At 67.8% G+C, this 14630-nt stretch carries 18 protein-coding genes; 5 read left to right on the forward strand and 13 right to left on the reverse strand.

What is annotated here, in order from left to right; translation table 11 throughout:
- Positions 1 to 210 precede the first annotated feature (210 nt).
- From ABD989_RS10585 to rsmD, 11 genes are all read right to left on the reverse strand, one after another.
- Positions 211 to 537 carry a hypothetical protein gene (locus ABD989_RS10585; protein ID WP_345313471.1) on the reverse strand — a complete coding sequence of 109 codons (327 nt, stop codon included), beginning with the start codon at positions 535 to 537 and terminating at the stop codon, positions 211 to 213.
- Between the two features lie 49 nt (positions 538 to 586).
- Complete coding sequence (locus ABD989_RS10590) at positions 587 to 1033, reverse strand: hypothetical protein (RefSeq protein WP_345313472.1); 447 nt, start codon at positions 1031 to 1033, stop codon at positions 587 to 589.
- Between the two features lie 140 nt (positions 1034 to 1173).
- Complete coding sequence (locus ABD989_RS10595) at positions 1174 to 1677, reverse strand: LGFP repeat-containing protein (protein WP_345313473.1); 504 nt, start codon at positions 1675 to 1677, stop codon at positions 1174 to 1176.
- Positions 1678 to 2043: 366 nt separating this feature from the next.
- Positions 2044 to 2169, reverse strand: coding sequence for a hypothetical protein (locus ABD989_RS10600; RefSeq protein ID WP_345313474.1), 126 nt, complete (start codon positions 2167 to 2169; stop codon positions 2044 to 2046).
- A gap of 138 nt (positions 2170 to 2307) precedes the next feature.
- Positions 2308 to 2628, reverse strand: a complete 321-nt coding sequence (locus ABD989_RS10605) for a hypothetical protein (RefSeq protein WP_345313475.1) — start codon at positions 2626 to 2628, stop codon at positions 2308 to 2310.
- Positions 2625 to 3491: a bifunctional DNA-formamidopyrimidine glycosylase/DNA-(apurinic or apyrimidinic site) lyase gene (gene mutM / locus ABD989_RS10610; protein ID WP_246995359.1), complete on the reverse strand. Its 867-nt coding sequence runs from the start codon at positions 3489 to 3491 to the stop codon at positions 2625 to 2627. The genes ABD989_RS10605 and mutM overlap by 4 nt, the downstream gene beginning before the upstream one ends.
- Positions 3484 to 4236 carry a ribonuclease III gene (gene rnc / locus ABD989_RS10615; RefSeq protein ID WP_246995357.1) on the reverse strand — a complete coding sequence of 251 codons (753 nt, stop codon included), beginning with the start codon at positions 4234 to 4236 and terminating at the stop codon, positions 3484 to 3486. The genes mutM and rnc overlap by 8 nt, the downstream gene beginning before the upstream one ends.
- Before the next feature lie 3 nt (positions 4237 to 4239).
- Positions 4240 to 4842 carry a YceD family protein gene (locus ABD989_RS10620; protein ID WP_425556521.1) on the reverse strand — a complete coding sequence of 201 codons (603 nt, stop codon included), beginning with the start codon at positions 4840 to 4842 and terminating at the stop codon, positions 4240 to 4242.
- A 24-nt stretch (positions 4843 to 4866) separates the two neighbouring features.
- Positions 4867 to 5652: a DivIVA domain-containing protein gene (locus ABD989_RS10625; protein WP_345313476.1), complete on the reverse strand. Its 786-nt coding sequence runs from the start codon at positions 5650 to 5652 to the stop codon at positions 4867 to 4869.
- Positions 5653 to 5769: 117 nt separating this feature from the next.
- Positions 5770 to 6258 (reverse strand): pantetheine-phosphate adenylyltransferase, encoded by a 489-nt coding sequence (coaD, locus tag ABD989_RS10630; protein ID WP_246995353.1) that lies wholly within the window; start codon positions 6256 to 6258, stop codon positions 5770 to 5772.
- A 55-nt stretch (positions 6259 to 6313) separates the two neighbouring features.
- Positions 6314 to 6862, reverse strand: a complete 549-nt coding sequence (gene rsmD, locus ABD989_RS10635; RefSeq protein ID WP_246995351.1) for a 16S rRNA (guanine(966)-N(2))-methyltransferase RsmD — start codon at positions 6860 to 6862, stop codon at positions 6314 to 6316.
- A gap of 157 nt (positions 6863 to 7019) precedes the next feature.
- Here rsmD and ectA point away from each other — a divergent pair, with 157 nt between their 5' ends.
- From ectA to ABD989_RS10660, 5 genes are all read left to right on the forward strand, one after another.
- Positions 7020 to 7535 carry a diaminobutyrate acetyltransferase gene (ectA, locus tag ABD989_RS10640; protein WP_246995349.1) on the forward strand — a complete coding sequence of 172 codons (516 nt, stop codon included), beginning with the start codon at positions 7020 to 7022 and terminating at the stop codon, positions 7533 to 7535.
- Positions 7536 to 7610: 75 nt separating this feature from the next.
- Entirely contained in the window at positions 7611 to 8903 is a 1293-nt protein-coding gene (gene ectB / locus ABD989_RS10645; protein WP_246995347.1) for a diaminobutyrate--2-oxoglutarate transaminase, read from the forward strand.
- Positions 8900 to 9298, forward strand: a complete 399-nt coding sequence (locus tag ABD989_RS10650; protein ID WP_345313477.1) for an ectoine synthase — start codon at positions 8900 to 8902, stop codon at positions 9296 to 9298. Before ectB ends, ABD989_RS10650 begins: the two co-directional genes overlap by 4 nt.
- Positions 9299 to 9332: 34 nt before the next feature.
- Positions 9333 to 10226, forward strand: a complete 894-nt coding sequence (locus ABD989_RS10655; RefSeq protein ID WP_345313478.1) for a Sir2 family NAD-dependent protein deacetylase — start codon at positions 9333 to 9335, stop codon at positions 10224 to 10226.
- A gap of 103 nt (positions 10227 to 10329) precedes the next feature.
- Positions 10330 to 11976 (forward strand): HNH endonuclease signature motif containing protein, encoded by a 1647-nt coding sequence (locus ABD989_RS10660; protein WP_345313479.1) that lies wholly within the window; start codon positions 10330 to 10332, stop codon positions 11974 to 11976.
- Positions 11977 to 11991: 15 nt separating this feature from the next.
- On the opposite strand, the gene proB is transcribed toward ABD989_RS10660, so the two are convergent.
- Complete coding sequence (proB, locus tag ABD989_RS10665) at positions 11992 to 13107, reverse strand: glutamate 5-kinase (RefSeq protein WP_246995339.1); 1116 nt, start codon at positions 13105 to 13107, stop codon at positions 11992 to 11994.
- Positions 13100 to 14596: a GTPase ObgE gene (obgE, locus tag ABD989_RS10670; protein ID WP_246995337.1), complete on the reverse strand. Its 1497-nt coding sequence runs from the start codon at positions 14594 to 14596 to the stop codon at positions 13100 to 13102. The genes proB and obgE overlap by 8 nt, the downstream gene beginning before the upstream one ends.
- Positions 14597 to 14630: the final 34 nt, after the last annotated feature.

Consider the following 14630-nt stretch of genomic DNA (forward strand, 5'->3'; position numbering starts at 1 on the left):
AGGACAAGGCCGCCGCACTCCTGGACGCGCAAGCCCAAATCGCATAGCGTTCACAACGACTCGTTGATCAGAACGCGTGACTCTACGCCCGATCCGAAGTCCACCACCCCAAGGGGCACTATCCGAATCATGAAGGCCTACCAGCAGGTGGCCGGTTCCCACGGACAATGTGCGACTACACGTGCCACAGTTCGCGTTCAGGCGCCCAACTTATGAAGCGCTACGGGAAATCTTGCGCTTCCAACTTCGCTCCTTGGCTGGAGCCACAGGAGCAGACCCGAAAGCCTGCTGGGCAGCCAGGTTCGGATGAGTCAGCGGCAAAGACCGCAGGTGTCCCTGCAGGCGCTTGGACATCGGCTTGAATGTCGCGAAGGTCAGCCCACCCGAGACGACGGCCCCAACGACCGGAACCACCTTGGAGGCGCCCTTCGCGAAAATCTGCGTCGTCATCCGGACCCCGAGCAGCTCGGAGACCTTCTTGACGATCGGGTAAATCGTCCCCTTGGTCAACGCCTGCTTCGGCAGTTGCTTGGCCATCAGCGCCGACACTGCGAAACCCCGGCCTGCGCCGCGTTCACGCCAAACATCACGCCAACGAACAGAGTGAGCATGCTCTGAGTCGCTGCATTGAGTCCCGTACCGTTCGGGTCGAACAGGTCGGGCCAGCTGTACAGGTAGGCGAGCTTCTGCACCACCCCCGCAGGACATGGCCGTAGTACTGGGCGATGTCCGCCGGGACAGTAGCAATGGCGGTGAAACCACCTGGCAGCCCAGCCGCCGCCGAGATCGTCGTCACCTTAGCCGTCTCGTAATTGATCACGCTCTTCGCGACCTCGTCGATCACGCTCAGCGGAATGCCTGCTTCCGCGGGAGTGGACGCGATCGCGCACGCAATCTGCTCGGGTGTACAGAACCTCTGCAACTCGGCCTTAAGGAATGCGTTCCGGTCGATCCGTACGCCCGGTAGCTGTGTCGACGCCTGCAACGTCTGCTCGAACTTCGTCGTGGACGCGACGGCTTTGCCTGTGGTCATGGGGGCAATTTAGCGGAGTCCACCGACAGCAGCCGACTGTCGTCTGAACAGACCAACGCTCCCAACGCCGGACAACACGGTCTGGTCCGGCAGCGCCGCGACACTCAGTGTCCTTGCGGCGCAACACTTCTAGGTCACGACTAGAGGCCCGCGGGGACCTGCTTGCCGTTGACGATGACCGTCACCTTCTTGGTCGCAGTGTTGTAGCTGACAGTGCCGTTCTCGAAGGTCGCCGACTGCACGTCTCCAGTCGTGATCACATCGCTGGTCACCGGCCCGAGAGGACCGGCCGAGCCGTTCGTTCCGAGAGAAACCGGCTTGCCCTGGGCATCTCGTTCGACGTTCCAGGCGTCGCGGATCTTGCCCCAGGTGAGGTAGGCCGGGGTCCCGGCGTTCGCATTGACCGCGGTGATGACGCCACCCTCGAACTGCTGGAACACCACCCCGCTGTCCCGAGTTCCGGCGTTGTGGTCACCGGTCAGCGGCAGTCCGAGAATCTTCTTCTCGGTCTCGGTGGTCGACGTATAGCGCGCGGCGATCGGACCAGTCATCGTCGCCTCACGACCGGCGACGCCCGTCACTGTGATCGTCGAAGGGCTGCCCTGTGCGGACGTCGTCGGCGTCTGCTTCTCTGATTCGGTCACGGCAGTACTGGAAACCGAACTACTGGAAACCGGCGCCTCGGCGACCGACGAAGCCGAGGACGCAGTGGTCGACGCCGTCGACGAATCGCTGCTGCTGCAACCGGTCGCCACCAGAACCACCGCTCCCAGCCCGGCCACCACCGCGATTGCCCGGCGCTGTGCTGCGTTCGTCATGTTTCCCGCTTTCACTGGTCTACCCGCTTGGAGAATGTCCTTCAGCAAGCGGCGTCAGGTCACCTGCGCGCTGCTCGCGCCCGACTCTATCGGTCTCCCAGAGTCCGGCCTCGACCGCCGTACTCGGACACATCGGACAACCGGTCCTGGAGTCTGTTGCCTGATCGGGTCGGCGGGTCCAGAACCGCACGGCTAGCTCTCCTCAGCCGGCTCCGGGGCGGCCGCGAGGACCGCGCGAGTGGCGGCGACCTTCTCGTCGTACCAGTCGGTCTCCGAGCCGACGGTCTTCTGCGCCCACGGAACCAGAGCAAGCTCCATGAGCGTCAAGGCACGCTCGGCCGAAGATCGCAGCGACGGGTGGATCCCACCCGAGATCTTGAACTGACCACATGCCGCCGCGACGTACGCGTCGATCTGACCGTGGAGGAAACGGGCGTGGACCGCATCGGCGTCGAGTCAGGCGATGACCGCTCCCGTTGCGCCGTCCCAAATAGCGTCCGAGACCAGATCCCAGCCCGAGATCGGGCGCGCGACGAAACCGGGAACATCTCGATCGCGGCCGCCGTCAGCGAAGTACGTCTGCAGCGCGCTGAACGTGTCGTGCCCGTCATCGGTGCCGAACGGCGCACGCGGGTCGTCCTCGCTCCAAAACCAATCCGGAACCGCCGCAACATAATTCGGGTGGCTGGTCGTCGGCGACGGCCCCTCCCCGTCGATGTCGAGATAGTGCGGGTTCGATGCACTTCCCACTGCCGCTTCTTTCTCGCGATCGATCATCGGCGGCGAGGAGGCCGCTGGCACTGGGGACAGAAGAACGAGCTGCGGTTCATGAACGACTCGCGGACCATCGGGGTCCCGCAGCGCGGGCATTCCTCGCCCTCCCGTCCGTACGCGTTCAACGACCGGTCGAAGTATCCCGATTCGCCGTTGACGTTCACGTACAGCTCGTCGAACGACGTGCCGCCCACGGTGATCGCCTCGGCCATCACGATCCGGGCCTGATCCAACAACGACAGTAAGCCGGCGCGCGGAATGCCCTTGGTACGACGACGCCCATGCAACTGCGCCCGCCACAGGGCTTCGTCGGCGTAGATGTTCCCCACGCCGGAGACCACCGTCTGGTCCAGCAGCGCCCGCTTGATCTCAGTGTCCTTGCGGCGCAACACTTCTATCACCGCAGCGGGGTCATAGGCGGGGTCGAACGGGTCGGCGGCGATGTGCGCGATCGACACCGGCAGCCCGCCCTCGGCCTCCGGGGTGTACTCGTCCAGGTGCCACCCGCCGAACGTCCGCTGATCCACGAAACGCAGTTCGTTGCCGTCGTCGAGCTCGGCCCGGATCCGCAGATGGACGGGGTCCGGCGCACCGGCCTCGGCGAGCAGCATCTGCCCGCTCATGCCCAGGTGCACCACCACCGCGACGTCGTCGGCCGCGTCGGCGGCGTCCAGCCAGAGGTACTTGCCGCGACGTGCGACGTCGTCGAATCGCTTGCCGCGCAACCGATCTGCCAGATCCTGTCCGCCGGGCAGGTGACGGCGCACCGCGCGCGGGTGCCGCACCTGCACCCCGGTGACCCGCCGTCCGACGAGGTGCGTGTGCAGCCCGCGGCGGATGGTCTCCACCTCGGGAAGTTCAGGCACCCGCGCCCGTCTCCCCCGCGTCCGCCGCGCCGGAGTCGGCAGGATCGGCGCCGTCGTTCAGGGACCGCCAGGCCAACGCGGCAGCCTTCTGCTCGGCTTCCTTCTTGGTACGACCGGTCCCCGATCCGCGCGCCTTGCCGTTCACCACGGCAGCGGCGGTGAACTCCTTGTCGTGGTCGGGCCCGGTGGAGGTGATCTGGTACTGCGGCACACCGAGATTGCGCGCCGCAGTCAGTTCCTGCAGCGAGGTCTTCCAGTCCAGGCCGGCACCGAGCTCGCCGGAGCGGGCGATCACCGGCTCGAACAGCCGGAGCACCACCTCTTTGGCCACCGCGATGCCGTGCTCCAAAAACACCGCACCCAGCAACGACTCCAGGCCGTCGGCCAGAATGCTGGCCTTGTCGCGGCCGCCGGTCAGCTCTTCGCCGCGCCCGAGATACAGGTGCGCACCCAGACCGCCGGGGCCCAGCTCGCGGGCCACCTCGGCGAGGGCGTGCATGTTCACCACGCTCGCGCGGATCTTGGCGAGTTCACCTTCGGGGCGATCGGGAAAGCCCAGGTAGAGACGTTCGGTGACGACCACGCCGAGGACCGAGTCCCCGAGGAACTCCAGCCGCTCGTTGGTGGGCAGTCCGCCGTTCTCGTACGCGTACGAGCGGTGCGTCAGCGCCATGGTGAGGAGTTCGGCACCGATCTCCACCCCGAGGGCGGCGGTCAGCGCGGTCGGGTCGGCTACACGCGCCATGACTTACCGGCCCTCCACCGACTCCGTCGACGAGTCCCCGGGCGCATCGCCCGAGTCGGAACCGAACCGGCCGGCCAGGCCGGCCCACCTCGGATCGATCTGCTCGTGTCCGTGGTCGGGCTCGGCGTCGGCGAGGCGGACACCGCACTCGGCACACAGGCCCGGGCAGTCGTCCGAGCACACCGGGCTCAGCGGCAGCTCAGTGCCGACCAGGTCGATGATCAGCTGTTCCAGGTCCACCTCGTCGTCGACGAGCCGGGACACGTCCTCTTCGTCGGTGGTCTGCTCGGTGACGCTGTCCGGGTAGGCGAACAGTTCGGTGATGTACACCGTGACGCCGTCGGACAGCGGCTCCAGGCAACGACCGCACTGGCCTTCGAGGTCGGCGCTCGCGGTGCCGCTGACCAGCACGCCCTCGGACACCGACTCCAATCGCAGGGTCAGGTCGATCTCCGAGCCGGCCTCGATGCCGATCATCTCGGCGCCGATCCGCTCGGGAACGACGACGGTGCGCTCCACCTCGATCATCGAGCCGGGGCGGCGCGGCAGACTCCGCACATCGATCACATAGGGACTGGTGCTAGGCAAGGCGCTCACGCCGCACATTTTAGCGTGCGCGCCAAACTCCGATCAGCCGGCCATCGGGGCGGCTGCGCGCGGCCCCTGCTCGTACTGGTGCGGGTACTCGACGTAGTCGTGCATGGCCGCACCGGTGCGCAGCTGCTGGCGACCGCGGTTCACCGAACGCAGCGTGCCGGTCAGCACCTCTTCGAAGCCGGCCAGCTTCTCGTCGACGTAGACGTCGCATTCGCCGCGCAGGCGATCGGACTCGGCGTACGCGGAGTCGACGATGCGGTCGGCCTCGCTCTTGGCGGCGATCACCACTTCGGCCTCGGAGACCAGGCGCTGCTGCTCGGCGATGCCGTCGGACACCGACTTCTCGTAGTTCGCGTTGCCGGCCTCGATCACGCGGGCGGCCTCGGAACGGGCGCGGCCGGTGACGGCCTCGTGCTCGCGCTGGGCACTGTGCTGCAGGCGCTGTGCTTCGTCGGCGGCGTTCTGCTGGATCGACGCGGCGTGGGCGGTGGCCTCGTCGACCATGCGGTCGGCACGACTCTTGGCCTCGGACAGCATGCGGTCGGACTCGGCGCGGGCCTGCGCCATCATGGCCTGGCTGTCCTGCTCGGCCGTAGTGACCATGGTGTCGGCGCTCTCGCGGGCATTGTCGATCAGCGAGTCGCGCTCGTCGAGCACGTCCTGCGCATCGTCGAGCTCGATGGGCAGCGCCTCGCGCAGATCGGCGAGCAGCTCCCGCACGGCCTCGCGCGGGACGACGCAATTCGCGGACATCGGGACGCTACGTGCCTCCTCGACGATCGCGATCAGTTCTTCCATTGCCTCGAAGCAGCGGTACACGGTTACCCCAATCCGGCGCAGCAGCGAAAGTCTGGCCTGGTCGTTAATTCTGAGGCCATTGTGCCGAATGTTGTTCGTGTGACTGGGGAGGCGCGTGGGCGTGTCGCGATTCGCCCCTTAGACCGAGCGGACGTCCTCGATGCGATCCATCAGCGCCGCGTGAATGGCCGGCGACAGGTACGGCGAGGTCTCCCCACCCAGCTTGGCCACTTCCTTGACCAGCGAACTAGAGACGTGCGCGAACTTCGGATCGGTCACCATGAAGAAGGTCTCGGCGCCGGAGAGCTCGCGATTCATCTGGGCCATCGGCACCTCGTAGGCGAAGTCGGTCTCCGACCGCAGGCCCTTGACGATGGTGGTGGCGTCCTCCTCGCGGACCAGATCCACCAGCAGTCCGGTCCAGCTCCGCACCTCGACGTTGGGCAGATCGGCGCAGTCGGCTTCAATCAGCGCGATGCGCTCGTCGACGGTGAACATGCCGCGCTTGTTCGGGTTCACCACCACGGCGACGATGACGCGGTCGAACCGCTGAGCGGCCTTCTCCACCACGAAACGATGTCCGCGGGTGAAGGGATCGTAGGAGCCGGGGCACACAGCTGCACTCATGAGCCCAGACCTTACCCACCTGCTGCAATGCCGACTGGGGCGACACCGACTGGGGCTACACCAACTGGGCGAGCGTGACGGTGGTGTCGCCGTAGTCCTTGCGCGCGACTTCTTCCAGCGCGTCCGGCCACCGTGGATCCTCGTCGCGACTCGCGCGTTCGAGGACCACCCACGCCCCCGGCGCCAGGTGCGGTGGCAGTGCCGCCAGCACCGCGGTCACCGCGTCGGCGCTGAGCGCGTACGGCGGATCGAGGAATACCAGATCGAACACCGACGACGGTGCGGCCAGGAACGACTCGGCGGTGCGCTGCACGACGCGCGCCCGGTCACCGGCCCCGCAGTGGGCGATGTTCTCGCGCGCCACCGTGGCGGCTTTGCGGTCGGCTTCGACGAGCACGGCCTGCCCGGCGCCGCGGGACAGTGTCTCCAGCGCCAGGGCCCCGGTGCCGGCGTAGAGGTCGAGCACCCGCGCATCGGCGATATCGGTCCGCGAACCGAGCATCGAGGCGATCGCCTCGCGGACGCGATCGGAGGTTGGACGGGTGCTCTGAGCGGGTGCCGCCAGTCGGCGACCACGGAACGATCCGGCGATGATTCGAGGCATGATGCACCCATCCTAAGCCCCCGACGACAAGCCCGACCGGACCCATTGTGACTTACCCCACATTTACCCGCTGAGCAGTAACGAACCGGCCGATCCGTCACCCATTCCGGGGACACACCTGACATTGGTCTCGGTTCTCGTTAACGTCGGTAACGTCATGAATCCGGATATACCGAAATCAAGGCAGCACCGCGACTCCGAAGTGAAATTTCGGAAACCGGTGGTCGACGACGGAATCAGATTGTGGGAGATCGCTCGCGACACGCACGTGCTCGACGTGAATTCCAGCTACGCCTATGTGCTCTGGTGTCACGATTTCGCCGAGACGTCGATCGTGGCCGAATCCGCCGGAAATCCGGTGGGTTTCGTGACGGGCTATCGCCGACCTGATCAGCCGAACGTGCTGATGGTCTGGCAAGTGGCCGTCGATGCGGATCAACGCGGCGCAGGAATCGCCGCCCGCATGCTGACCGACCTGTTCACCCGCGCCCAGACGGCCGGGGTGACCTGCCTGCACACCACCATCAGTCCCGACAACGTCGGCTCGCAGCGACTCTTCGCCGCGGCCGCCGAGCAGCTCGGCCTCGACATCCGATCGGAGTCGTTGTTCGACGCCGACGTCTTTCCGGATGCCCACCAACCAGAGGATCTGTACATCCTGTCCCGAGGCTAGAAATCACCGGCCGGGGAATTCTACGGGCTCGCAGAGCTCATGCAGGACGACAACTCCATAAAGGGGAATAGAACGATGACAACACTCGAAACGCACGTGGACGACACCACTTTCAGTAAATACGAATCCGAAGTCCGCACCTACTGCCGGAACTGGCCGGCCCTGTTCGACACCGCCAGCGGATCGTGGATCACCGATGTCGACGGCAAGCAGTATCTCGACTTCTTCGCCGGCGCCGGTGCGCTCAATTACGGGCACAACGACCCGACGCTCAAGGACGCCCTGATCGACTACGTGGTGCGCGACGGCATCACGCACGGCCTGGACATGTCGACCCGCGCCAAGGGTGAGTTCCTGCAGACCTTCCAGGACCGGATCCTGGCGCCGCGCAAGCTGGACTACAAGGTGCAGTTCCCCGGTCCCACCGGCACCAACGCCGTCGAATCGGCGCTGAAGCTCGCCCGCAAGGTGACCGGTCGCGAGTCGATCATCAGCTTCACCAACGCCTTCCACGGCATGACGCTCGGCTCGCTGTCGGTCACCGGCAACGCGAACAAGCGCGCCGGCGCCGGCGTCCCGCTGGTGCACAGCACCCCGATGCCCTTCGACAACTACTTCGACGGCACCGTCGAGGACTTCGGCTGGTTCGAGCGCGTGCTCGACGACCAGGGCTCCGGCTTGAACCGTCCCGCCGCGGTGATCGTGGAGACCGTGCAGGGCGAGGGCGGCGTCAACGTGGCGCGCGCCGAGTGGCTGCGTGCGCTCGCCGAGCTCTGCTACGACCGCGAGATCCTGCTGATCGTCGACGACGTGCAGATGGGCTGCGGCCGCACCGGCGAGTTCTTCTCCTTCGAGTTCGCCGGCATCACCCCGGACATCGTCACGCTGTCGAAGTCGATCGGCGGCTACGGCCTCCCGCTGGCACTGACCCTGATGAAGCCGGAACTGGACGTGTGGTCGCCGGGCGAACACAACGGCACCTTCCGCGGCAACAACCCGGCGTTCGTCACCGCCACCGCCGCGCTCAACAAGTTCTGGGCCGACGACCTACTGACCCGCGACGTCGCTCGCAAGGGCGCGATCATCGCCGAGGCCTTCGACGAGATCTGCACGCGTCACCCGGGCATGTCCCACCGCGGCCGCGGCATGGTGGCCGGCCTGGTGTTCGAGGAGGCCTCCCTGGCCGCCGAGGCATGCGCGATCGCCTACGAATCGGGCCTGCTGGCCGAGACCTCCGGTCCCAACGACGAGGTGATCAAGCTGCTGCCGCCGCTGACCATCGACGAGGACGACCTGATCCACGGACTGTCAATCCTGCGCGAGGCCGTCGCCGTGGTGAACCCGGCGCCGAAGGCGGTGACCGCATGATCGTGCGCACCACCGAGGAGATCACCGGGACCGACCGGGACGTCGCAGCCGGGCACTGGCGCTCCAAGCGCATCGTGCTCGGCGGCGACCGAGTGGGTTTCTCGTTCCACGAGACCACGATCGAGCCCGGCTCGGTCAACGAGTTCCACTACGCCAACCACGTCGAGGCCGTCTGGCTGATCGAAGGCACCGGCACCCTGACCGACCGGGAGACCGGCGTCGACTACCCCCTGGCGCCGGACACCATGTACCTGCTCGACGGCCACGAGCGGCACACGGTGACCGTGGACCAGGGCATCCCGATGCGGATGCTGTGCGTCTTCAACCCGCCGGTGGTCGGCACCGAGGTGCACGACGAGAACGGCGTGTATCCGCTGGTCAGCGTGGACGCCTGACCCCTGTGCACCGGTCCTGTGCCACCATGGGAGCATGCGCTCCGTCGCGGCCTGGACCCCCGCCCCACCGACTGCGCCCGACCCCGATCCGGTCGGGCGCAGTCGCGAGCTGGCACAGTTGCTGGCCGGTCGGCGCACACTCGCGCTGACCGGAGCCGGCCTGTCCACCCCGTCGGGCATTCCCGACTACCGCAGCCCCGGGTCACCGGCCCGCACGCCGATGACCATCGACATGTTCCTGAGCTCGGCGGATTTCCAGCGTCACTACTGGGCGCGTAATCACCTGGGCTGGCGGCACATGGATGCCAGCGAGCCCAACGCCGCCCACCGTGCCCTCGCCGAATTGGAGGACGCGGGCCTGATCACCGGCGTCCTCACCCAGAACGTCGACATGCTCCACCTCAAGGCCGGCTCACGGCGCGTGCTCGACTTGCACGGTTCGTACGGCCGAGTGGTGTGCCTGCAGTGCGGGCACCGGATGTCGCGCCACCGGCTCGACGAGGCGCTCGAGGCGGCCAACCCGGGATTCCGTGAGCGCGTCGTCGGACGCGGCGCCATCGAGGTGGCGCCCGACGCCGACGCCGTCCTCGACGACACCGCCGACTTCGTCACCGTGGGCTGCCCCGTCTGCGGCGGCACGCTGAAGCCGGACATCGTCTACTTCGGCGAGGTGGCGCCGAAAGACGTTGTGACGCAAGCCTTCTCGATGGTCGACGACGCCGATGCACTCCTGGTGGCAGGCAGTTCACTCACCGTGATGTCCGGGCTGCGCTTCGTTCGATACGCCGCCAAGCACGGCAAACCCGTCGTGATCGTCAATCGCGGCGGCACCCGCGGCGACGACCTCGCCACCCTCAAGATCGACCATCGCTGCGAAATCGTGCTCCCCGCAGCCACCGAACTGCTCCAGGAAAGTGTCGAAAATTAGTTCGAGAAATCCCTTGCGCACACCGAGATGTGCGGTAAAGTGGACCACAGAGCCATCGAACAGATGAGCCGATGCGCGTGATCCGATACGGCAGGGGGTCGACATGGTTCACATCGATCGCAGCTCGCCGTGGAATCGCGTGGACCTCTCCCCCGCGGGGATGGTCCCACCGGAGCCCGACGACGATGAGCGCACGCAATGCCACGACTGGTTGCTGTTCGCCGCCAATGCGCATCGTGGCCAGTCCTATCTGTATTGGGCGCAACTGACCGCGATCGGTGAGTTCCTCGACATCGCGTTGGCCAAGCTCGACGATGCCGTGCGCGGCGGCGGCGAGCAGAAGGACCTGTTCGACCCCTACACCGTCGCGACCGCCGAAGTCGCCGTCCTGTTCGCCGTCCGCGACTCGGAGGCACGATCGCTGGTCGGTCGCGCCGTCACGATGTCCGAGCGTCTGCCGAAGACGGCGCAGCTACTTCGCGAGGGCATCGTCAGTCGGACCATGTTCGACACCGTCGTCGACCGGACCGACATCGTCGACGATCCCGCGTTGGTCGCCGCGGTCGATGCCGACCTCTGCCAAGCCATCGCCGGCGCCGGACACATCTCCGACGCCAGCGCCCGCAGGATCGCGGACCGGATCGTCACCCGGCACGACGGTGACGCCGTGCGGCGGCGCCGGGAGAAGGCACAGAAACGGAAGAATGTCACCGGCCGCGACTACCCGGACGGGCTGGGCGGCCTCCACGTGACCGCCGATGCGGAGGAGATCCAGCTCGCCCTAGCGGCCGTCAACGCCCTCGCCGAGGGTGTCTGCCCGCATGATCCGCGCACCGTGGGGCAGCGGCGCTCCGCCGCGGCGATCGCGCGCCTACGCGGCCTGGCGTTCCGCTGCGAGTGCCCGGACCCGTCGACCTGCGTGAGCACCTTGGGCGAGCAGGAGATCTCGGACCGGCAGGCGCGGATCGTCATCCACGCGGTCTGCCAGAAGTCCACGCTCGACGGCGCCGACGACGAGCCCGCCTACCTCGACGGCTACGGTCCCATCAGCGCCGATCACGCCCGCGATCTGGCCCGCCGCGACGACGCCACCGTGCGCGACCTGGATCTGGACGACCTGACCGAACAAGCTCCGGACCCGGACCGTCCTCGCCCCGCGCGGATCGTCCACACCAGCCAACCGGCCGACCCCTACCGGCCCACCGCCGCCCTGGACAATCTGGTGCGCGGCCTGTTCGCCACCTGCACCGTCCCCGGCTGCGAACGACCGGCCTGGAACTGCGAACTCGACCACATCGAAGAATTCGATCACGTCTGCCCGGCTTCCGGCGGGCCGACGTGTCTCTGCAATATCGGCCCCAAGTGCAAGACCCATCATCTGCTGAAGACTTTTCTGGGCGAACGTAATCCAGAAGAGGGATGGGTCGACGACCTGTGGGTGGCCGAGGACGGCACGGTGTGGACGTCCATGACTCTTCGGTGCGGGATCGGCGTGGACACCGCCGCACCCAACCAGTGGCTGGTGCCGCAACTGGCGGAACTGCGCTGCGATCACCTGGCCCAGGCTCCGCCCGAACCGGCCGATCCCGGCGACGGGTTCACTGCGCGAGCTCCGGCCGATGCGTGCACTTCCGGGGGCGGCCGTAGAGCCGCTACCGCGTACAAGCACGCCTGGCGCCGCGCCACCCGAGCTCGCCTCCGTAACGCACGCCGTCGTGCCTCCGAAGCCTGCGACGCACCACCGTTCTAGGTACGTACCGCCGTTCTAGGTGCGCACCAGCTGGTCGGCGTGGATCACCGGTCGGCTCAGGTCCGACGGGAGGTCGTCGGTGGACTTGCCGGCCATCGTCGCGATGTCGTCGGCGTCGAAGGACACCACACCGCGCGCACACACCGTCCCGTCCGGGCCGGCCAGTTCCACCACGTCGCCGCTGGAGAATCCACCGCTCACGCCGGTCACCCCGGCGGCCAGGAGGGAACGACGTCGACCGACGACGGCCTCGACCGCTCCGGCGTCGATCGTCAGGCGGCCCAAGGCTTCTGCCGCGTGACGGACCCAGAATCGCCGGGCCGACAGTCGCTGCGGGCGGGCCGCGAAGACCGTGCCGACGGAGGCATCCGCCAGCGCATGATTCGCATCGGCCGCGGCGGCGAGCAGCACCGGGACACCGGAGTCGGCGGCCAGACGGGCGGCGGACAGTTTGGAGGCCATGCCGCCGGTCCCGAGGGCGCCGCCGCTGCCGGCGATCACCCCGTCCAGATCCTCCGGACCGGACACCTCGGCGATCAGCCGTGCGGGCTGCCCGTCCGGACCCGGCTTGCGCGGATCCCCGGTGTACAGCCCGTCGACGTCGGAGAGCAGCACGAGCGCGTCGGCGACCGTCAGGTGCGCGACCAGCGCACCGAGGCGATCGTTGTCGCCGAAGCGCAGTTCGTTGGTGGCGACGGTGTCGTTCTCGTTGACCACGGCCACCGCGTGCAGGGCGCGCAGACGATCCAGGGTGCGCTGGGCGTTGGCGTGGTGCGCCCGGTTCGACACGTCGTCGGCCGTCAGCAGGACCTGCCCCACGGTGCGGTCGTAGCGGGCGAAGGACGCATCCCAGGCCTGCGCGAGCTTCAACTGGCCGACGCTGGCGGCGGCCTGCTTGGTGGCCAGATCGGTCGGCCGCTTCTTCAAACCCAGCGGCGCGATGCCGGCACCCACGGCGCCCGAGGAGACGACCACCACGTCACTGCCCGCGCGCATCCGCGCTTCCAGTGCGTCGACCAGCGAATCGAGACGGGCGTGGTCGATGCCGGTGTCCAGGTCGGTGATGGCCGACGAGCCGATCTTGACCACGATGGTGCGCGCCTGCGCGATGGCTGCGCGCACCTCACTCATCGAGGTCGTCGTCCTCGTCGGACCAGCCCAGGCTCTCGCCGTCGGCCTCGTCGGCGCGCTGGCGGCGCAGCTTGCGGGCGGCCTTGCGCTCGGCGGCGCCGATACGCTCGTTGCGCTCGAGGCGGATGTCGGTGCCGCGTCCGGTGAGCGGCACGTCGTCGGCCATCGGCACCGACGGCTCCCAGTCGAAGGTCACTCCGGCGATGGTCACCGCGGCGCCGGTCTTGGCACCGCGCTTGACCAGGGCATCTTCCACCCCGAGTCGGTTCAAACGGTCGGCCAGGTAGCCCACCGCCTCGTCGTTCTCGAACTGCGTCTGCCGGATCCAGCGCTCCGGGCGTTCGCCGCGGACGATGAAGCCGCCCGGGATCTCGGGATCATCGACGATGGTGAACTCGGCACGGTCGACCGGCTTCGGACGGATCACGGCGCGCTTGGCGACCGGCTCGGCGTGGGCGCGTCGGTACTCGCGGACCATCGCGGCGAGCGCGTACTTCAGTTCGGACAGACCCTTCTGGGCCACCGCGGAGACGCGGAAGACCGGCCAGCCGCGCTCGGCGATGTCGGCTTCCACGAGGTCGGCGAGTTCGTCGGCCTCGGGGATGTCCACCTTGTTCAGCACCACGATGCGCGGACGGCTCGCGAGGTCGCCGAGCGAATGGTCCTCGGCGAGCACCGGCTGGTACGCGGCCAGTTCGGCTTCGAGGGCGTCGATGTCGGAGATCGGGTCGCGACCGGGTTCCAGGGTCGCACAGTCGACGACGTGGGCCAGCACGGCGCAGCGCTCGAGGTGGCGCAGGAAGTCCAGGCCCAGCCCGCGGCCCTGCGAGGCGCCCGGGATCAGTCCGGGGACGTCGGCGACGGTGAAGGTGTCCTCCCCCGCCGTCACGACGCCGAGATTCGGCGCGAGCGTGGTGAACGGGTAGTCGGCGATCTTCGGCTTGGCGGCCGAGAGGACCGACACCAACGACGACTTGCCCGCCGACGGGAAGCCGACGAGGCCGACGTCGGCCACCGACTTGAGTTCGAGGACCAGTTCGCGTTCTTCGCCGGGCTCGCCGAGCAGGGCGAAGCCGGGCGCCTTGCGGGCGCGGGACGCGAGTGCCGCGTTGCCCAGACCGCCGCGGCCGCCCTTGCCTGCGATGAATTCGGTGCCCTCCCCGACCAAGTCGGCCAGGATGTTGCCGTCGGTGTCCAGGACCACGGTGCCGTCGGGCACGTGCAGCCGCAGGCCCTCGCCGTTGGCGCCGCTGCGATTGCCGCCCTCACCCGGGCGACCGTTGCCGGCGCGGGCGTGCGGACGGAAGTGGAAGTCCAGCAGGGTGTGCACCTGCGGATCGACGACCAGCACGACGTCGCCGCCGCTGCCGCCGTTGCCGCCGTCGGGGCCACCGAGCGGCTTGAACTTCTCACGGTGCACCGAGGAACAACCGTGCCCGCCGTTGCCGGCCACCGCATCGATGGTCACCCGGTCGATGAACCTCGACATGACGCTGCCCTCCTGGACAAGAAAACTAGGTAAG

This window comes from Gordonia alkaliphila, from assembly GCF_039542465.1.
GTDB lineage: Bacteria > Actinomycetota > Actinomycetes > Mycobacteriales > Mycobacteriaceae > Gordonia > Gordonia alkaliphila.